The sequence below is a fragment of the Hymenobacter sp. UYAg731 genome, from assembly GCF_054061335.1.
Genome location: NZ_JBSSEC010000001.1, coordinates 944029 through 962915, shown reverse-complemented (window position 1 = coordinate 962915; position 18887 = coordinate 944029). Strand labels below are relative to the sequence as shown.

Sequence of the window (18887 nt, the reverse complement as noted above, 5' to 3'; positions counted from 1 at the left end):
AGCTCCGATTAGCTCTTCTCGGCTTGGGGCGCGGCTAGTAGCGGCAGCCGCACCCGAAACAATTCCCCGGCCACGCCGGCCTCCACGGCCTGCGCCGCGCCCAGCAGCTCGTAGCGGCGGCGCACGTTGGCCAGGCCCGTGCCCGTGCCGGGGGCAAGGCCGGCCGTGCGCGGCCGCAAGGTGTTTTCGACCACCAACGCATCCGGCGCATCGGCCGCGACGAGTAGCCGCAGGTGCAGGGGGTGCTCGCGCGAGGCCACGTTGTGCTTCAGGGCATTTTCTACCAGGAGCTGGACGCTGAGGGGCGCAACGTGCCCGGCCAGGGCGGCGGGCGCAACGCTGATTTCGACCCGCAGATTGTCCCGAAACCGGGCCTTGTGCAGCGCCAGGTAGGTTTCGATGAAGGCCAGCTCCTCGGCCAGCGGCACGGTGGCGCGGCCCTGGGCCAGCAGCACGTAGCGGTACACGTCGGCCAGCTGCTCCACAAAATCCTGGGCCGGGGCGTTGGCGGGCTCGATGAGGGCCGAGAGGGTATTGAGGTTGTTGAACAGGAAATGCGGGTCGAGCTGGCTTTGCAGGGCCTCCAGCTGGGCCTGGTTCTGGGCGCGGCCCAGCTCCTCGGCGCGGCCCAGGCTGGTCTTCCACTGCTCAAAGAAATACATGGTTTCGTAGAGCGTGAGCACGGCCACGGTGGGCACCAGGCTGAACCGAACCTGCGCCAGCAGCGCCGGCAGTGTCAGTGGGAAGTCGTTGGGCCGCAGCGCGTGCAGCGGCAGCGCCAGCAGCACCGACGTGGCGGCCGTCACCAGCAGGGCCAGGCCGGCCAGCAGCCAGAGGCGGCGCGGTGTTTGGGCCGGGCTGGGAAAGCGGGCCAGCAGCGCCATCCACAGCTGCCGGTTGGCCAGCCAGTAGCCCGTGGTGAAGTACAGCGAAATGGCCCAATGTGCCAGCACCAGCGGCCAGCGCCCGTACGCCCCGGTGGGCAGGTTAACCACGGCGATAATGAAGCTCAGCAGCGGAATGCCTCCCAGCAGAAACCGACGGTCGTTCAGGGCAGGCATGGGCGGGCGGCGGGGCTTGGTGAGCAGTCAAAAGTAGTGCGCCGCCTACTGCCCGGCCCACAGCGGCCGCCCCGCCATTGCCAGGGCAAACAGCCCGGCCACCGCGCCGGCATACAGCGCCGCCCCCGCCCAGGTGAGGCCGGTGGCCTGCTGCGGCAGCACGCGGCTCAGGCTCCAGCCCAGCAGCGGCAGCACCTGCAAGGCGTGCATGCCCAGGAAATGGGCAATGCGCAGGTCGCCGGCGCGGTTGCTCCAGCCCAGGCCGGGCAGGCCGGGGCCGCCGTCGGGCGCGCCCACGGTGTGCTGCTGGTTATGAATCATGAAGCCGCCCAGCACGCTCCCCACCACAAACACCAGCAGCCCCAGCCGCAGGCCCCACACGTAGCCGCCCGGCCCGAATGGCTGGTAGCGCCAGGCCAGGTACAGGGCCCACACGCTCATCAGGGTATTCACCAGAATAAACACGCCCATCAGCCCGAACAGGATGGCGTTGAGCGCCGTGGTATTGTTGTAGTGCGAGGAAGTGCCCCGCGCCGCCTGCGCAAAAATCACGGCCTGCTCCACCACCATGCTCACGGCCACGCCCCAGCTGATGACGGACACGCTGCGCTGGGCCGCCGCTGGCAAGTCGGCCAGCAGCCAGCCCAGCGTCCAGACAAAGGCCGTGATGGAGAGGGCAAATTTCAGCGGCTTCGCCCACACCAGCGCCCCGGTCACGAGGCGGTGGTCGAGGGGCAGCAGCGTCAGGGCCAGCACGGCCAGGGCCACGTTCAGCCAGCCCGTGTACGAGAGCACGGGGTTCACGCGGTGCAGCAGCCGCAGGGCATCGCCCACGGTGGTGGCGGAAGGGGCCAGGGCGCTGAGCAGCGAAAAGTCAGCCGTCGAAAGCAAGGTGGTTTTCATGGGTGAAAAGCAGTGAGGCAGGTGATTTGAATGAGCAACTATCGGGCATCAGCGGCGGGCTCCGGGTACCGGCTCCGCACCCCGAAATACAGCAGCAGCCCCACCGGCCCGAACAGGAACGTGAGCAGCAGGCACGGCACCAGCAGCCCGTGCGGCACGCCGCGCCGCTGGGCGTCGCGGGTTTCCCACGCGCCGGTCCACATATCGAAGCAGAGGTAATGCACCCAGCCGGCCAGCAACGCCCACCGGTCGCGGAACAGCGCCGCCACCGCATCCAGCGACTGAAAACCGCCTTCGCCGCCGTGCGGCCCCAGGTAGTGCGCGGCAATGAGCCCGGCGTAGGTGGCGGCCAGCAGCAGGGGCAGCGCGCCGCTGAGCACCCCGGCGCGGGTACCGCGCCAGCGCGGGGCCAGCACCATCAGCGCCCAGCCCAGCAGGGCCACGGGGTTGGCGAGGGAAAACAGAAAATCGGGCGTAAGCATGGGAGCAGGGCGAAGAAGTTGTTCAAAGCTAGCGGCCAACCCTGTGGGTGCGCCAGCCGTTTCGGGGCGAAGCGGCCAAACAACCGGGCGAAGCAGCGGTTGTGGCCGGGTGAAATTCCCGACCTTTGCCGTTGGTCGGTTTTTTGGTTTGTTATGCGGTGGTTGTTACGCCTTGTGTGGTTGAGTGTGGGCCTGCTGCCGGTGGGCGCGTGGGCGCAGGCCGTGGAGCCGGCCCGGCCCGACTCGGCCGTGCGCCGGCCCAACATCGTGCGCCTGCCGCACAACCGCTTCGTGGTGCAGTACGACTCCCGCTATTCCATCCTCAACCACCATTTCACCACCATCAACGGCCTCAAGCTGGGCATCGAGTTCAAGAGCCGTTTCCGCACCGGCGCGGCCATCTACTTCCTGAGCACGGGCGTGCCCTCGCGCCAGGCCAAGCCCGACAACGCCGCCGAGGATGCCGACGCCGAAATCCGCTTCCGCTACCTGGCCGCCTACGCCGGCTACGTGCTGCTCGAAAACCGCCGCTGGGAGCTCAGCGCCAACCTGCAGCTCGGCCTAGGCTCGACCTACGTGCTCTACGAAGCCGATGATGGCGACCTCGACAAAACCCCGCGCGACTTCATGGGCATCGTGGAGCCCACGCTGGCCGCCCAGTACCGCGTGTTTCGCTGGGGCGGCGTGGGCACGGGACTGGGCTGGCGGCAGCCGGTGTTCATCCCCGTCGCCATCCAGAAAGAATTGAACGGCCCCGTGTTTTACCTGCGCGCCAACCTGTTTCTGGGCGAATTATTCAAGGTGATGAAGGACAAGGAACCGCTCTTCACCCAAACCAATATGCGCTAGTAGCGCGAACTTTTAGTTCGCGTCCCCGAACGAAACCCGAACGAAACCCGAACGAGTATTAGCGACGCGGGGACGCGAACTAAAAGTCCGCGCTCCAGCCTACTTGCCCGTGCTGTACGCGAAGCCCACTGAGAGCGTGCCATTGGCCCGGCTGCGGTCCTGCACCACCACGCTTTCGTAGGAAAACGAGTAGGCCAGGTTCAGGGCCAGGTGCTGGTAGAGCTTGAAGGCCAGCACGGTGGCGCTGTTTAGGCGGTAGTCGCCGCCGGGGTCGCGCAGGCTGGGTTGATAAAAAAACAACTCCGACGCGCTGAACACGCCCCGTTTCAGGCGCAGCTTGAGGCGGGTAGAGCTGCGCACCACATGCCGGGAAAAATCGGGCTCGGCATTGTAGTCGGTGCGCTCATTGAGCAGAAACGTACTCACGGCTGCCTCGTTGCTGAGGGTGTCGGCATAGAGTTGGTAGCCCACGCCCCCGCCGGCCACCACGCGGCGGTCGATGGCGCGCAGGTTGCTGCTTTCAAACTCGCCCAGCGCGTAAAATTTCCACCGTCCCCGGTGGTAATCTGGCGTGCTGAGCAGCAGCAGTTCCCGCTCGCGCAGCGCCCCTTCCTGCCGGCCGTAGCTGTAGCTCAGGGCCGCCGGAAACTGCCAGTGCCCCGTGGTGAAGCCACCCGTGTGGCTGGTGCTGAAATACACCCGCTCCACCGTGCCCGTGGTGTAGAGGCCGGTGAGGGCTGCCGTGTAGCGCACCCCGGTGCCGTCCACATTATAGGTTTCAAACTCGGCCGAAGGCAGCCCGCCCGGCGGCGGCGCAAGGCTGCCCGCACTATTTACCACCGCCGAATCGGGCGCGGCCGTACCGGTCGAGTCCGGCACCTGGGCCTGCGCCGCCAGGCTGGCCAGCAGCCCCAGCAGGCTGAGTAAAAAACCGAATTTCATGCCTTACAGCGTGCGCAGCGTGGCCGCCCGGTTGAGCTTGCCCGTGGCCGTCATCTGAAACTCGGGCAGGTAAGCGAACTGCCGGGGCTGCTCGTAGCGCCCCAGGCGGGCCGCCAGCAGGGTTTTGAGCTGGCCTTCCTCGTCTCCGGTCAGCGCCTTTCCTTCAATAAAAGCCGTTACCACCTGGCCCAGCCGCGCATCGGGCTGGCCCGCCACAAAGCAGCGCCGCGCCGCCCCGATTTCGGCCAGCGCCACGTCCAGCACCAGCTCCACTTTCTCGGCCGGCACCTTCACGCCGCCCGAGTTGATGATAAAATCGGCCCGGCCCAGCCACTCAAACGTGTGCGCGTCGAGCAGCTGCACCACGTCGTTGGTGATGATGAGCTGGTCGTCGGTCACGTCGCCGCGCAGCGTGAGGCAGCCGCGCTCGTCCTGCCCCGCCGCGATGCCCGACAGCACCCGGAACGTGGGGCCGGCCTGCGGGCCGTTGAGGCGGCGCAGGGCTACGTGCGAGCAGGTTTCCGTCATGCCATACGTCAGCCACGCGGCGGCTCTCAGCGGCTGCAGCTCCTGCGTCAGCGCCGCATCAGCCGGCGCGCCGCCAATTAGAAACGACTTCATTTTATCGAGCCGCGCGGCGTGGCCGGCCGCCAGCACGGCCTTCAGCTGCAAGGGCACGAAAGCCGAAAAGTCGAATTCTGCTTCGGCAGCCACGTAGGCAAACGGGTCGGCGTGCGGCTCCACGATGGTCAGGTGCATATTGCGCTCCAGCCCGCGCACCAGCATCATCATGCCCCCGATGTACTCGCAGTTGAGGCAGACCAGCGCCCGGTCGCCGGGGCCGAGGTCGAAGAAATCGGCCGTGCGGCGGGCCGAAGCTTCCAGCTGCCGCCGCCGCAGCACGATGGGCGAGGGCGGCCCCGTGCTGCCCGACGTGGTGAGGGCAAATTCCTGCGTCCCGTTCAGCCACTGCCGCACAAAATCCAGCACCCGGGCCTCGTAGCCGTTCACGGGCGCATCAAGCCGGGCGGGGTATTCGCGGAGGGCGGCGTAGGCGTATTCGCGGCCGTTGAGCAGGAGGGAAGTGGGCAGGGGGGCAGTCATGCGGCAAAATTACACCCGCCGGCGGGGTTGATTCTCCGGTAAAAATTCCGTATTATTACAATCCAACTACTTCCCTCAGCGCCATGCAATCCCACCCGCAATTCGCCGCTGCCGTGGCTCCCGCAGTTGGCAGCTCGCCCCCCCAAATCCGCCGCTTCGAGCGCTCCGAAATCAAGGCCCGCGCCAAAGCCATCAAAAAGCAGCGCAAGCAGGACGACCGGCGGTATTTTTTCAGCTGGTGCGCGTGCCTGCATGCGATAGGGTTCAGCTACTAGCGTCTTCTAAGGGCACATAAATCAGCACTACCGGTCCGACCCCCCTAGGCGGTCCGACCGATTGAAGCACCACCGATTACGTCCTGACGACAACCGGTCGGACCGCCTAGGGCGGTCGGACCGGAGCATATAATTACTTAAAAAAGCGCGTCTGTTTTCTACCGGGAGGTAGAAAACAGACGCGCTTTTTAGCGAAGCTCCGGACGGGGCTTACGGGAATTTTGGAAATTTCGAGAAGTCGGGCTGACGCTTTTCCATGTAAGCATTGCGGCCTTCCTTGGCTTCATCGGAGAGATAGTAGAGCAGCGTGGCGTTGCCGGCCAGCTCCTGAATGCCGGCCTGTCCATCCAGCTCGGCATTGAAGCTCGATTTGAGCATGCGCAGCGAGAGCGGGCTTTTCTGGAGAATCTTGTGGCACCAGGCCACGGTGGTTTCTTCCAGCTTATCCAGCGGCACCACTTTGTTCACTAGTCCCATGTCGAGGGCTTCCTGGGCGTCGTACTGGTCGCAGAGGAACCAGATTTCGCGGGCCTTTTTCTGGCCCACCACGCGGGCGAGGTAAGAAGCCCCGAAGCCGCCATCGAACGAGCCCACGTTCGGGCCGGTCTGGCCGAAACGGGCGTTGTCGGCCGCGATGCTCAGGTCGCATACCACATGCAAAACGTGGCCGCCGCCAATGGCCCAGCCCGCCACCATGGCAATGACCGGTTTGGGAATGGAGCGGATGATTTTCTGCAATTCCAGCACGTTGAGGCGGGGAACGGTGTCCTCGCCCACGTAGCCGCCGTGGCCACGCACGCTCTGGTCGCCGCCCGAGCAGAAGGCCCGGCCGCCCTCGCCGGTGAGGATGATGACGCCGATGTCGGTGCGGTCCTGGCACATCCGCATGGCCTCAATCATCTCCTGCACCGTGAGCGGCGTGAAGGCGTTGTGTACCTGCGGCCGGTTGATGCTGATTTTGGCGATGCCGCCGGCCTGCGTGAAGAGAATTTCTTTGAACTCCTTAATCGGGGTCCAACTGATGGGTTCACTCATGGGAGAAAAGTTTGCCTTCTGCGTTTTTTCTGCGTTTTTCCTCTGCCACTTCTGCGGTGAAGCCGTCATTCACCGCAGAAGTGGCAGAGGAAAAACGCAGAAGAAACGCAGAGATGGTTAAGAAAAAGCTTGTTTTACCGCACTACGGTATTCCTCAAAAAACGCCGCGTTGGTCTTCGAGTCGGTGAAGACTTCCAGAATGGCCGCGCCGGTCTCAGCTGCAAAGAAAACCGGTAGCGCGGCTTCTAGTTCTCCGAACGATGAAATCGGGAAGTAGCGCAGGTTAAAATCCTTGGCTGTATTCTCGGCCGTCAGCAGTTGGCGCGTCACAAAAAACTCCTCCAGCTCCGGCTGCTGCCGTGGCCCGTCGATGATGCGGAAAATCCCGCCGCCGTGGTTGTTGAACAGGACCACCCGCAGGTTGGGCGTGGCGTAGTTGTGCCAGAAGGCGTTGCGGTCGTAGAAAAAAGCCACATCGCCGGTGAGGAGGACTACCGGACGCTGGGGCTGAGCCAGGGCCGCGCCCACGGCGGTGCTGGTGCAGCCGTCGATGCCACTGGTGCCCCGGTTAGCGAAAACTTCAACCTGCTTGCCTTGCGGAATGCCCAGGATGTTGGCGTAGCGCACGGCCATGCTGTTGGCGAGGTGCAGAGCAAGGGTTTCCGGCAGGGCCGCCAAGGCGTGTCGGAAAGCCGAGAACTCATTGAATGCAGGTGCTTCAGTTGCAAAAAAATGCGCCAAAAAATTAGCCGCAGCGGCATCGACCTCCTGCCAGGCGGCAGTTTCGATGGGCTGGTTCTTGACCGCTCCTTCCGATAACTGCTGGAAGAATACCGCAGGTGGCACTCGTATCACCCGCGTCAGCGAGCGGAATGTATCGGCCGCTTCGCCAGCGGCTTGCAGGTGCCAATGCTGGGCCGGGGCCGCATCGCGCAGAAACAATTTCAGGCTTTTGGAAATCAGCGACTGACCGAAGGTGATAAGCAAATCCGGCTTCAGTATGGCTTTGTCGTTTTTGTTCAGGCCCGCCAGAAAAATATCCTGCCGCTGCACGTCCGCAACCTCGCCTACATTGGCAATGATATCGCCTACCACCGGCACCTGTCGGGCTTTCGCAAATTCGTAGAGTGCCGCCAGTAGCCCAGAGTTGCCGGGCTGCTGGCCGGCTACCACCACTACGTGGCCCGCCGCCCGCAGTTGCTGACGCAAATCTAGGATTTCGGCTGGAGAAATGGTGGCATTAGAAGCGTATTCCCGAATAATCTTCACATCCTTATCATACCCAATTACCTCGCCTGCTTTCGGATAAAACGGCTCCCGCAGCGCCACGTTCACCTGCACCGGCCCGGCGGGCGCGGCCTGCGCCAGGTTAATGGCCTCGTTCACGATGCGCGCCGAATGCCACTTGGCATCGGGGTGGGCAGTATCGACCGGAAACTTGAACGCGCCTTTGGCGTGCGCGCCGTAGAGGTTGTGCTGCCGGATGGTCTGCCCGTCGAGCTGGTCAATCCACTCCGGCGGCCGGTCGGCGGTGAAAATCACCAGCGGGATTTGCTGAAAAAAGGCCTCCGCTACGGCCGGCGCGTAGTTCAGCCCCGCCGTGCCCGACGTGCAGACCAGCGCCACGGCTCGCCGCTGCGCCTGCGCAATGCCGAGGCCGATAAAGGCGGCGGCCCGCTCATCGGGCACCACGCGCACGTTCAAATCGGGGTGCCGCACAAAGGCTAGCGTGAGCGGGGCCGAGCGCGAGCCGGGCGAAAGCACCACATCGGTAATGCCGTGGCGGGCGCAGATTTCGGCGATGTTATAAACGGCCTGCATGGGCGGATTTTGTTAGTTCAGGTAGTGAAAAGAACGTCATGCTGAGCGCAGTCGAAGCATGTCTGCCGCGCAATTAATTCGATTAGCATCGAGGGAGAAATGCTTCGACTGCGCTCAGCATGACCGTACGTTTATTCGTTCAAAACTGCGCCTACGGTCTGCAATTTCATTTCCGTTTCCTGCCACTCGCGGGCCGGGTCCGAGTCGACGGTGAGGCCGGTGCCGGCGTAGAGAATGGCTTCGGTGGGACGCAGCTGAAGGCAGCGCAGGTTCACAAACAGGCGGGCGATGCCGGGCGCGGCCACGTTCACCGGCCCCAGAAAGCCGCTGTAGTAGGCGCGGTCGTAGCCCTCGTGGCGGCGCAGGAAATCGAGCGCGGCCGTTTTGGGCATGCCGCCTACGGCCGACGTGGGGTGCAGCAGCCGCAGCATATCGGTGCCCAGCGACGGGGAAGGCACGTTCTGCAAGTCCACTTCAAAGTCGGTGCGCAGGTGCAGGAGCTGCCCGGCGGCCACGGTGCGCGGGCCGGTTTCGTGGTACTCGCGCAGGCGCAGCTGCTTGAAACAGCTCACGATGTAGCGGGCCACCAGCGCCTGCTCCTCAATCTCCTTCTGCCGCCAGATGGCCTCCTGGGGCCGCGTGCCCGGCACCAGCGGCTGCGTGCCGGCCAGCGCCATGGTATGAAACTGCCCATCGGCCGTGACCTCGGCCAGCACCTCGGGTGAGGCTCCCAACCAGGTGCCCACGCCCGGCACGCTCACCAGCGACACAAAGGCGCGGGGGTATTTCTCGCTCAGTTCCGCGAACGCCACCAGCGGGTCGAAGCCCGGCGGCAGCGGGCGGCGCGCGGCGCGCGAGCTCACCACCTTCACCACTTCGCGGGCCTCGATGGCGGCCACGCCGCGCCGCACCAGCGTCGTGTATTCGGCCTCGGTGGCGGCAGGCGGGGCGGGCTGCGGGCCGTAGTGCCAGGCTAGCTCGGCTGGCGTGGGCAGGTTCAGCCAGGCGGTGAGGTTGGGCACCAGCTCGCGGGCGGCGGGGGCCACGGTCACGGCTTCGGGGCGGGCCAGGTCGTAGCCCACGTCGGCGGGCAGGAACAGGGCCGGGTTGTGGTCCGAATCGCGGAACGGGAAGAAGGCGAAGCCGGCCGGTGCCTGGGCATCGAGGGCGGGCGGCAGGCCGGTGTAGGCGGCTTCGAGGGAACGGGCCACCAGCAACTGCGGCTGCGCCGCGCCGGGCTCGCGCCATAGGGCCAGCGGGCGGCTGGTGCGCAGCGCGCCGGCCACGAGGTGCCGCAGCCGGGCCGGGGCATCCAGCCCCGAGGCCGCCGTTGGCCAGGGCAAATATCGAAGTGGACCCGCCTGCATTTAAACCGCCTTGGGAGTAGCCGCCGGCAAGTCAATCACCGCCATCGTAATGCGGCTGATGCAGACCAGCGCCCCCGTTTCTTCGTGCGAAATACGGATTTCCCACACCTGCGTGCTGCGGCCGATGTGGACCGGCGTGGCGCGACCCAGCACCCAGCCATCGCGCACGCCCTTGAGGTGGTTGGCGTTGATTTCGAGGCCCACGCAGGCCTGCTTGCTGCGGTCCACGCGCAGGGCGGCGGCAATGCTGCCCAGGGTTTCGGCGAAAGCCACCGAGGCCCCGCCGTGCAGCAGGCCCATGGGCTGGTGGGTGCGGCCATCCACGGGCATCCGGCCTTCAATGTACTCGTCGGTCACGGCGGTGATTTCCATGCCGAGGGCATCGGCCAGGGTGGGGCGGGAGGCCGTCCAGCGCTTTACTTCTTCCAGATTCATGGAGTGGGGCAGGGGAGCGGCCGTAGGGGCTGCGCTCATCGGTGAATGATAGGGGGCGTAAAGGTCAACGGTTGGGGTTTAAACTCCGTACTTTGAGGAATTGTTGACCGATTGTTACGCAAAACTACCCCGAAAGTGAGGCCCCGGACCATCTTCCTGCTGCGCCACGGCCAGACCGATTTCAACGTGCGCGGCATCGTGCAGGGCAGCGGCGTGGATTCCAGCCTGAACGACACCGGCCGCCGCCAGGCCGCCCAGTTCTTCGCGGCCTATGGCCAGGTACCGTTCGATAAGGTATACACCTCGGCCCTGCGCCGCACCCAGGAGTCGGTGCAGCAGTTCCTCGACCTCGGCCTGCCCCACGAGGCCCACGCCGGCCTCAACGAAATCAGCTGGGGCGTGCGCGAAGGCACCCGCATCACCGTGGAGGAGGACGCCGAATACCGCCAGGTGCTGGCCGGCTGGGTGGCCGGCGATACCCACGCCCGCCTCACCGGCGGCGAAAGCCCCGAGGAAGTGGCCGCCCGCCAGCGCCCGTTTATCGAGCTGCTGAAGGCGCGGGAGGCCGAAGCAACCGTCCTCGTCTGCATGCACGGCCGAGCCATGCGCGTCATGCTCTGCCAGTTGCTTAACTATCCGCTCAGCTGCATGGAAGGCTTCGAGCACAGCAACTTATGCCTGTACAAGCTGGAATATACCGGCTCGGTGTTCACCATCAAGAATTTCCTGGACGTGTCGCATTTGCAGGTGGCGGGCTGATTTTGGAAGTAATTGGGGCTAGAATAGAAACGTCATGCTGAGCGCAGCCGAAGCCTCTCGCTTGGGATAGTAATTCAATCGTGAAGTCGATGCGGGCAAGATGTTTTGGCTGCGCTCAGCATGACCGTTGTTTTGACCACGTAGGACCAGCTTGCTCCTTATTGTGAACAAGTCCGTACATTCTACCCATAATAACATTGCCCCCGCCAACTTTTCCGGCTAATTTTGGCCTTCTCAACTCTAGCGCTTCTATATCCGATGGCCGAAATCATAAAAATGCCCAAAATGAGCGACACGATGACCGAAGGGACCATCGCGGCCTGGCTCAAGAAAGTGGGTGATAAAGTTAAATCCGGGGACATCCTGGCCGAAGTCGAAACCGACAAAGCCACCATGGAACTCGAAAACTACGAAGACGGCATCCTGCTCTACATCGGCCCGAAAGAGAAAGATTCCGTGCCGGTTGATGGCATTCTGGCCATCGTGGGCAAGGAGGGCGAAGACATTTCCGGCCTGCTGAACGGGCAGAGCGGCGGTGCGGCTCCTGCTGTAGCCGCGCCCGCCCCGGCCCCCGCCGCCGAAGCTCCCAAAGCCCCGGAAGCTGCTCCGGCACCCGCTGTTGCCCCGGCTTCCGCACCCGCTGCCGCCGCGCCAGCCGCTCAGGCCGCGCCCGCCAATGGCAAGAAAGCCACCGTGGTCCGCATGCCCAAAATGAGCGACACGATGACCGAAGGGACCATCGCGGCCTGGCTCAAGAAAGTGGGTGATAAAGTTAAATCCGGGGACATCCTGGCCGAAGTCGAAACCGACAAAGCCACCATGGAACTCGAAAACTACGAAGACGGCATCCTGCTCTATACCGGCCCCAAAGCCGGCGAAGCCGTTGCCGTTGACGGTGTTCTGGCCATCATCGGCGAGGAAGGGGCTGATATTCAGGCGCTGCTCGGCGGTGGTTCGGCTCCGGCTCCGGTCGCTGCCCTGGCTGCTCCCGCCGCCGACGCTGCTCCTGCTCCAGCCGCTATCGGAGTTCCTGCTGCACCTGCCGCCGCGCCCGCCAACAACGGCCGCATTCTGGCCTCGCCGCTGGCCAAAAGCATTGCCAAGGAGAAAGGCATCAACCTCTCGCAGGTAGTAGGCAGCGGCGATAACGGCCGCATTGTTCAGCGCGACGTGGAGAACTTCCAGCCCGGCGCTGCTGCCGCTCCCGCGCCGCAAGCTGCTCCGGCTGCTACGCCCGCCCCGGCCGCTACGTCTCCGGCAGCTGCTCCGGCCCCGCAGGCGGCTCCCGCTGCCAGCGCCCCGGCCTCGACCGATACCTACACCGATACCCCGGTATCGCAGATGCGCAAGGTGATTGCCAAGCGCCTCTCCGAAAGCCTGTTTACGGCCCCGCATTTCTATCTCACGATGGAAATCAACATGGACAAGGCCATGGAAGTCCGCGTGAAGCTCAACGAGCTGTCGCCGGTGAAACTGAGCTTCAACGACCTGGTGCTGAAGTCGGCAGCCATTGCGCTGCGCTCGCACCCGGCCGTGAACTCCTCGTGGCTCGGCGACCGAATCCGTCAGAACAAAGTCATCAACATCGGCGTGGCCGTGGCCGTGGACGAAGGCCTGCTGGTGCCCGTGATTCGCAACGCGGACCAGAAAGGCCTCGCCACCATCGCCACCGAAGTGAAAGAGCTGGCCGGCAAAGCCAAGAGCAAAAAGCTCCAACCCGCCGAGTGGGAGGGCAGCACCTTCACCATTTCGAACCTGGGCATGTTCGGTATTGATGAATTTACCGCCATCATCAACCCGCCCGACGCCTGCATCCTGGCCGTGGGCGGCATCAAGCAAACCGCCATCGTGAAGGACGGCGCGCTGGCTATCGGTAACATCATGAAGGTGACGCTGAGCTGCGACCACCGCGTGGTGGACGGTGCTACCGGCGCGGCCTTCCTGCAAACGCTGAAGAGCCTGCTGGAAGACCCCATGCGACTTATGATTTGAGGAAAAAACGCACAAACCCCGTTGGTAACATAAGGGGTTTAGCTAATATTTTAAAAAAACCAGCCCATTGGGGCTGGTTTTTTTATGCCCTTAATAGTTAGCTTGCGAAAGTTGAAACTCACCCTTTCAACCCTCCGCCACACTTAGCTCATCCTTTAACAACTGTCCTGACCATGAATAAAAGTCTACTAATTGCTCCAATCTGCCTCGTTAGCAGCATGGCTTGGGGCCAAAGCACTACCCTCACCGGCCAGATAAAAGATGCCGCTGGCCAGCCCATAATCGGGGCTACCGTGGTGGAAAAGGGTACCAACAACGGCACCTCCACCGATGCCAGCGGCCGGTTTACGCTGCGAGCCCGTACGGCAGCCCCGAAGTTGGTTATCAGCTCGCTGGGCTATGCCAACCAGGAGGTAGCGGGCGGCAGCGGACTCAACGTGGCCCTGGCCGAAAGCAGCACCAGCCTCGATGCCGTGCAGGTGGTGGGCTCGCGCAGCCAAAACCGCTCCGTCACGGATTCGCCCTCGCCGGTCGACATCATCGACGTGCGGGAGGTGACGGCCAAAACCGGCCAGCTCGACGTGAACCAGCTGCTGCAATTCGTGGCCCCGTCCTTCAACTCGAACCGCCAGACCGGGGCCGACGGCGCCGACCACGTAGACCCCGCCAGCCTGCGCGGCCTCGGCCCTGACCAGACCTTGGTGCTCGTGAACGGCAAGCGCTGGCACCAGTCGGCCCTCGTGAATCTGTTTGGCAGCCGGGGCCGGGGCAACACCGGCACCGATTTGAACACGATTCCGGCCGCCAGCATCGAGCGGATTGAGATTCTGCGCGACGGAGCCTCGGCCCAGTACGGCTCCGATGCCATCGCGGGCGTTATTAACATCGTACTGAAAACCAGCGTGAACGAGCTAACCGCCAATGTGAACTACGGGGCGTACAGCGCCAAGTACCGCTTCGATGACAAGAAATTCGACGGCGGCAACTTCAACGCCAACCTCAACTACGGGGTGGGCGTGGGCAAGGGCGGCTTCGTGAACGCGACCCTCGACTACAACCAGCGCCAGCACACCCAACGGGCCAACGTACCGGCCCCGGACGGCATTCAGCGCCGCGAATACGGCGACCCCAAGGCCAGCAATACCTCGGCCTACCTCAACAGCAAGCTGCCCATCAACGACAACCTCTACGCCTACGCCTTTGGCGGCGTGAACTTCCGCAAGGGCGAGGCCTACGCCTACACACGCTTCCCAATGTCGGACAGCACCTACATCAGTGGCCTGGATACGATTACGGTGAGCGTGCGCAACCCCCGCAGCAACGCCAAGCTTTATCCCAACGGCTTCGACCCCATCATCACCAGCAACCTTACCGATGCCCACGGGGCGGTGGGCCTGCGCGGCACGTTTGGGGGCTTCGATGTGGATTTGAGCGAGGGCTTCGGCTCGAACCGCTTCCACTACGGCGTGACCAATACGCTGAACGCCTCGTTGGGCAGCAAGTCGCCCACCACGTTTGATGCCGGCGGCTTCCAGCTCCAGCAAAACGTGGTGAACCTGAACCTGAGCCGCAACTACAAAACCGTGCTTGAGGGCCTGAACGTGGCGGTGGGGGCCGAATACCGCCGCGAGTGGTACCAGATATTCGCCGGCGAGCAAGGGTCTTACGCCAACTACGCGCCGGCCTCAAACCGGCCGGCGGGTTCGCAGGGCTTCCCCGGTTTTCAGCCCAAAAACGAGCTGAAGGCCAGCCGCAACAACATCGGCGTGTACGCCGATGCCGAGTTGGACGTGACCAAGGCTTTCCTGCTGGCCGGCGCGGTGCGGTTTGAGAACTACTCTGATTTTGGCAGCAGCGTGACGGGCAAGCTGGCCACCCGCCTCAAGTTGAGCGAAACCTTCTCGTTGCGCGGCACCATCAGTACGGGTTTCCGCGCGCCTTCTTTGGCGCAGGTGAATTTCAATACCGTATTCACCAACGTAGTGGGCGGTAAGCCAGTGGATATTCTGCTGGACCGCAACAACGGGCCGGTGTCGCGGGCGGTGGGCATTCCGGCCCTCACGCAGGAGCGGTCGCAGTCGGCCAGCGTGGGCTTCACGGGCCGGGCCGGCTCGGTGCTCAGCTTCACGGTAGACGGCTACTACATTCACATCAAGGACCGGATTGTGCTCACGGGCACCTTTGCCGATGACGACGATAAAATCGGCCCCCTGCTGCAAAGCTTGAACGTGGGCCAGGCCCAGTTCTTCGCCAACGCCGTTTCGACCGACACCTGGGGGCTGGATGCCGTGCTGGCCAACACCATCACCGTGGGGCCGGGCCGCCTCACTACCACGCTGGCCGCCAACCTCAACCGCCTGCTCATCGTGGGCGAGGCCAAAACCACGACGCTGCTGGCTGGCAAGGAGGAGACCTTTTTCGGCCAGCGCGAGCAGGCATTCGTGAAAGCCTCGGCCCCGCCGTATAAAATCAACCTGACCTTCGACTACAACGTGGGCCGCTTTGGGGCGCTGGTGCGGCTGGTGCAGTTCGGCCACGTCCTGCTGTATGACTACAACGGTGACCCGAACCCCTACCGCGACCACCTCACCACCGACGTGGCCCTGTCCTACGCCCTCACCAACCAGCTGCGCCTGTCGGTGGGTTCGTCCAACCTCTTCAACGTGTACCCCACCTTCTTCAACCCCCAGGCCACCGAAAACGGCGGCGCCTGGGATGCCGTGCAGATGGGCAGCAACGGCCGTTTCCTGTTCGCCAAGCTGCAATTTCGCGTGAGCAAGCAGTAGGGACGGGGGCGAAGGAATCGGGTTTTAGTCCGTCATGCAGAGCGCAGCGAAGCATCTCTACCGCGCAAGTAATCCTATCGAATGGATTACTTGCGCGGTAGAGATGCTTCGCTGCGCTCTGCATGACGTTCTTTTTTCGTTCTGCCGCCGCCCACCGGCGGCGTTGTATTTTTGCGGCCTTATGCAAGCAAAAATCCGCTCTACTACCGTCCTCGGCATCCGGCACAATGGCGAAATAGCCGTCGGGGCCGACGGCCAGGCCACCATGGACAAGCACGTCGCCAAAAACAACGTGCGCAAAATTCGCAAGCTCCAGGAGGGCAAAGTCGTGACCGGTTTTGCCGGCTCCACGGCCGATGCCTTCATGCTACTCGACCGCTTCGAGGAGAAGCTGGTCAGCTACGGCGGCAACCTCAAGCGGGCCGCCATCGAGCTGGCCAAAGACTGGCGCAAAGACCAGTACCTGCGCAAGCTGGAAGCCATGATGGTGGTGGCCGATAAGGACGAGCTGCTCATCCTCAGCGGCACCGGCGACGTACTGGAACCCGATTCCGACGTGGCCGCCATCGGTTCCGGCGCCATGTATGCCCAGGCCGCCGCGCTGGCGCTCAAGAAGCACGCGCCGCATTTAACGGCCCGCCAGATGGTGGAAGAAGGCCTGCACATCGCGGCCGATATCTGCATCTACACCAATCATAATTTGATGATTGAGTCGCCTTCTTAGCGCTTATCATCGTTTGAAATAGAACGGTCATGCTTCGGCTGCGCGTACGCCAGATAAGCATGACCGTTTAATATAACCCGGAAAACAACCCCAATTCCCCCATTTCCCTCAATGCAAGTTTCCAATTTCCTCCGCCACCATTACCGCCATTTCAACGCCGCTGCCCTCATCGACGCGGCCGATGGCTACAACAAGCACCTCGCCGAAGGCGGCAAAATGATGATTACCCTGGCCGGGGCCATGAGCACCGCCGAGCTGGGCATTCAGCTGGCCGAGCTGATTCGGCAGGATAAGGTGCAAATCATCAGCTGCACCGGGGCCAACCTGGAGGAGGACATCTTCAATCTCGTGGCCCACGACTTTTATGAGCGCGTGCCCAACTACCGCGACCTCACGCCCGCCGACGAGCAGGCCCTGCTGGAGCGCCACATGAACCGCGTGACCGATACCTGCATCCCCGAGGAAGAGGCCATGCGCCGCCTGGAGCACGTTGTGCTCAAGTTCTGGGAGAAGGCCGATGCCGAGGGCAAGTCGTATTTCCCCCACGAGTTTTTCTACCAGATTCTGCTGAGCGGCGAGCTGGAGCAGTACTACCAGATTGACCCCAAAGACTCCTGGATGCTGGCCGCCGCCGAGAAAAATCTGCCCATTATCTGCCCCGGCTGGGAAGATTCCACGCTCGGCAACATCTTCGCGGGCCACGTTATTTCGGGCGATATCAAGAACGTGCATACCATGCGCACGGGCATTCAGTACATGATTTACCTGGCCGACTGGTACACCCAGCAGGCCACCGACGAGAGCAAAGTAGGCTTCTTCCAGATTGGCGGCGGCATTGCCGGCGACTTCCCCATCTGCGTGGTGCCCATGCTGCACCAGGACCTGGGCCGCACCAGCGTGCCGCTGTGGGGCTACTTCTGCCAGATTTCGGACTCCACCACCAGCTACGGTAGCTACTCCGGGGCCGTGCCGAACGAGAAAATCACCTGGGGCAAGCTGGGCCAGGACACGCCCAAATTCATCATCGAAAGCGACGCTACCATTGTCGCGCCGCTGGTGTTTGCCATCGTACTGGGGCAGTAATCGAGCGGATGGCGCGGGGCTCTGCCCCGTGACGATTATTAGTAGGCCTCCGGCCTGTAGTCGTGGGACGATGTCTGTGATAATTGCGCGGGCGAGCAGGCCAGCGGCCTGTCAATAGTAGACACGGGGCAAAGCCCCGCGCCAGCGTAAACCCAAAAGAGCCGGCCGCTTCATCAGCGGCCGGCTCTTTTGGGTTTACGCTGGCCCGTTGCTGGTGCCGCGACGGGCTTTTTGCACGACGTCCTGGGGCTACCGGAGCGGCGGGACGGGGGTGGGCGCGACGCTACGGGCCTGCTTGGTCTTTTGCTTCTGCTGCTCCTGTTTGGCTTTGGCCTGCTGCATTATCGACTGCTTGAAGCTGGACCAGCTCAGGGTGAATATCAAAATTACAGCTACTATAGTGAGGATGAAGTAGCCCAGCATAAACGTCAGGAAGCCGCGCCAGAGGCGGCCCAGCCGGCTGATGATGGTGTGATTAAGCAAACTGCCGTAGGCCCATGAGGCATAGGCTATCACCAGTAGCAGCGCGTAGAAGCTGAACGTCTGAATCCGAGGCGTACCGCTGTAGGCGTAAGTAATGGGCAGCAGCAGCAGGGTGATGAAGTTGTTGATGGCCGTGATAAAGGCGGCGATAATGAGGCATTCGGCGTAGTTGTAGCCGCCGCGCCGCAAAAACAAGCGGGCCGCCAGCGCCCAGGCCGGCACCGTGGCCAGGTAGCACCAAGTCAGGTACTTCATGAAAAACGTACTGAAGGAGCGCTGCATCTGGTATACCGCCTCGGGCATGGTATGGTCTCTGGGCGGCATCATGTCGATGTGCAGCACCGAGAAAAGCAGGGCGTAGAGGCCGGTGATGAGAAACAGCAGCGACAGCGGCCGGAAATGGTCGACGCGCTGGCCGGCCAGGTAGGCCCGAATGGTGGGGCCGGGCCGTAGCACCATCGTCTTCAGGGTGTAAATAATGCCTTTATCGACGTGCCAGATGCTGTGCAGCACGTCGTGGGGCATGTCCTTCAGCGTGAGGCGGTGCGTGTGGTGGGCATCCTGTCCGCAGCGCCCGCAGTACCGGTCCGGCACGGCGTGGCCGCAGTTGAGGCAGGCCGTGGGGTGGGCGTGGCCGGGCGGCAGGATGGGCGGGGCCGCTTCGGCGGCATTCACAGCGACCCAGGCAGTGAGGTCGGGCGTAGTCGTCAGGTCCATTTTGCAGTATAGAAAAAGGTGTGCGTAGGCAAATTAAAGCGAAAAATCCCACCCGGCAAATGCCAGGTG

17 protein-coding genes are annotated in these 18887 nt (G+C 63.2%); 7 read left to right on the top strand and 10 right to left on the bottom strand.

Going from position 1 to position 18887, the window contains the following annotated elements; genetic code table 11:
- Nucleotides 1-8 precede the first annotated feature (8 nt).
- The 3 genes from ACVWYF_RS04090 to ACVWYF_RS04080 are packed head-to-tail and all read right to left on the bottom strand — an operon-like array spanning nucleotide 9 to nucleotide 2446.
- The gene (locus ACVWYF_RS04090; protein ID WP_457064887.1) at nucleotides 9-1061 is read right to left on the bottom strand and encodes a sensor histidine kinase; all 1053 of its coding nucleotides are present in this window, start codon (nucleotides 1059-1061) and stop codon (nucleotides 9-11) included.
- 45 nt (nucleotides 1062-1106) lie between these two features.
- Nucleotides 1107-1964, bottom strand: coding sequence for a hypothetical protein (locus tag ACVWYF_RS04085; RefSeq protein ID WP_457064885.1), 858 nt, complete (start codon nucleotides 1962-1964; stop codon nucleotides 1107-1109).
- Nucleotides 1965-2002: 38 nt separating this feature from the next.
- Nucleotides 2003-2446: an ABA4-like family protein gene (locus ACVWYF_RS04080; protein WP_457064883.1), complete on the bottom strand. Its 444-nt coding sequence runs from the start codon at nucleotides 2444-2446 to the stop codon at nucleotides 2003-2005.
- Between the two features lie 153 nt (nucleotides 2447-2599).
- On the opposite strand from ACVWYF_RS04080, the gene ACVWYF_RS04075 reads away from it, so the two are divergent.
- Complete coding sequence (locus tag ACVWYF_RS04075; protein ID WP_457064881.1) at nucleotides 2600-3295, top strand: hypothetical protein; 696 nt, start codon at nucleotides 2600-2602, stop codon at nucleotides 3293-3295.
- A gap of 99 nt (nucleotides 3296-3394) precedes the next feature.
- On the opposite strand, the gene ACVWYF_RS04070 is transcribed toward ACVWYF_RS04075, so the two are convergent.
- Nucleotides 3395-4237 (bottom strand): DUF481 domain-containing protein, encoded by an 843-nt coding sequence (locus ACVWYF_RS04070; RefSeq protein ID WP_457064879.1) that lies wholly within the window; start codon nucleotides 4235-4237, stop codon nucleotides 3395-3397.
- 3 nt (nucleotides 4238-4240) lie between these two features.
- A complete protein-coding gene (locus ACVWYF_RS04065; RefSeq protein WP_457064877.1) occupies nucleotides 4241-5341 on the bottom strand; it encodes an AMP-binding protein in 1101 nt (366 codons plus the stop codon).
- Nucleotides 5342-5424: 83 nt separating this feature from the next.
- On the opposite strand from ACVWYF_RS04065, the gene ACVWYF_RS04060 reads away from it, so the two are divergent.
- Complete coding sequence (locus ACVWYF_RS04060) at nucleotides 5425-5616, top strand: hypothetical protein (RefSeq protein ID WP_457064875.1); 192 nt, start codon at nucleotides 5425-5427, stop codon at nucleotides 5614-5616.
- Nucleotides 5617-5826: 210 nt separating this feature from the next.
- Here ACVWYF_RS04060 and menB read toward each other — a convergent pair whose 3' ends face one another.
- The 4 genes from menB to ACVWYF_RS04040 form a co-directional block, all read right to left on the bottom strand.
- Nucleotides 5827-6651 (bottom strand): 1,4-dihydroxy-2-naphthoyl-CoA synthase, encoded by an 825-nt coding sequence (menB, locus tag ACVWYF_RS04055; protein WP_457064873.1) that lies wholly within the window; start codon nucleotides 6649-6651, stop codon nucleotides 5827-5829.
- Between the two features lie 117 nt (nucleotides 6652-6768).
- The gene (menD, locus tag ACVWYF_RS04050) at nucleotides 6769-8472 is read right to left on the bottom strand and encodes a 2-succinyl-5-enolpyruvyl-6-hydroxy-3-cyclohexene-1-carboxylic-acid synthase (RefSeq protein ID WP_457064871.1); all 1704 of its coding nucleotides are present in this window, start codon (nucleotides 8470-8472) and stop codon (nucleotides 6769-6771) included.
- A gap of 131 nt (nucleotides 8473-8603) precedes the next feature.
- Complete coding sequence (locus ACVWYF_RS04045; protein ID WP_457064869.1) at nucleotides 8604-9815, bottom strand: chorismate-binding protein; 1212 nt, start codon at nucleotides 9813-9815, stop codon at nucleotides 8604-8606.
- Nucleotides 9816-9839: 24 nt separating this feature from the next.
- Nucleotides 9840-10274, bottom strand: coding sequence for a hotdog fold thioesterase (locus ACVWYF_RS04040; protein ID WP_457065085.1), 435 nt, complete (start codon nucleotides 10272-10274; stop codon nucleotides 9840-9842).
- A gap of 135 nt (nucleotides 10275-10409) precedes the next feature.
- On the opposite strand from ACVWYF_RS04040, the gene ACVWYF_RS04035 reads away from it, so the two are divergent.
- From ACVWYF_RS04035 to ACVWYF_RS04015, 5 genes are all read left to right on the top strand, one after another.
- On the top strand, nucleotides 10410-11033 hold the full coding sequence (locus tag ACVWYF_RS04035) for a histidine phosphatase family protein (protein ID WP_457064867.1): 624 nt from the start codon (nucleotides 10410-10412) through the stop codon (nucleotides 11031-11033).
- Between the two features lie 258 nt (nucleotides 11034-11291).
- Nucleotides 11292-13025, top strand: coding sequence for a pyruvate dehydrogenase complex dihydrolipoamide acetyltransferase (locus ACVWYF_RS04030; protein ID WP_457064865.1), 1734 nt, complete (start codon nucleotides 11292-11294; stop codon nucleotides 13023-13025).
- A gap of 173 nt (nucleotides 13026-13198) precedes the next feature.
- Nucleotides 13199-15811 carry a TonB-dependent receptor gene (locus tag ACVWYF_RS04025; RefSeq protein ID WP_457064863.1) on the top strand — a complete coding sequence of 871 codons (2613 nt, stop codon included), beginning with the start codon at nucleotides 13199-13201 and terminating at the stop codon, nucleotides 15809-15811.
- A gap of 181 nt (nucleotides 15812-15992) precedes the next feature.
- Complete coding sequence (gene hslV / locus ACVWYF_RS04020; protein ID WP_457064860.1) at nucleotides 15993-16535, top strand: ATP-dependent protease subunit HslV; 543 nt, start codon at nucleotides 15993-15995, stop codon at nucleotides 16533-16535.
- 111 nt (nucleotides 16536-16646) lie between these two features.
- The gene (locus ACVWYF_RS04015) at nucleotides 16647-17618 is read left to right on the top strand and encodes a deoxyhypusine synthase family protein (RefSeq protein ID WP_457064858.1); all 972 of its coding nucleotides are present in this window, start codon (nucleotides 16647-16649) and stop codon (nucleotides 17616-17618) included.
- A 249-nt stretch (nucleotides 17619-17867) separates the two neighbouring features.
- On the opposite strand, the gene ACVWYF_RS04010 is transcribed toward ACVWYF_RS04015, so the two are convergent.
- The gene (locus ACVWYF_RS04010) at nucleotides 17868-18818 is read right to left on the bottom strand and encodes a DUF3667 domain-containing protein (RefSeq protein ID WP_457064856.1); all 951 of its coding nucleotides are present in this window, start codon (nucleotides 18816-18818) and stop codon (nucleotides 17868-17870) included.
- Between the last annotated feature and the right edge of the window lie 69 nt (nucleotides 18819-18887).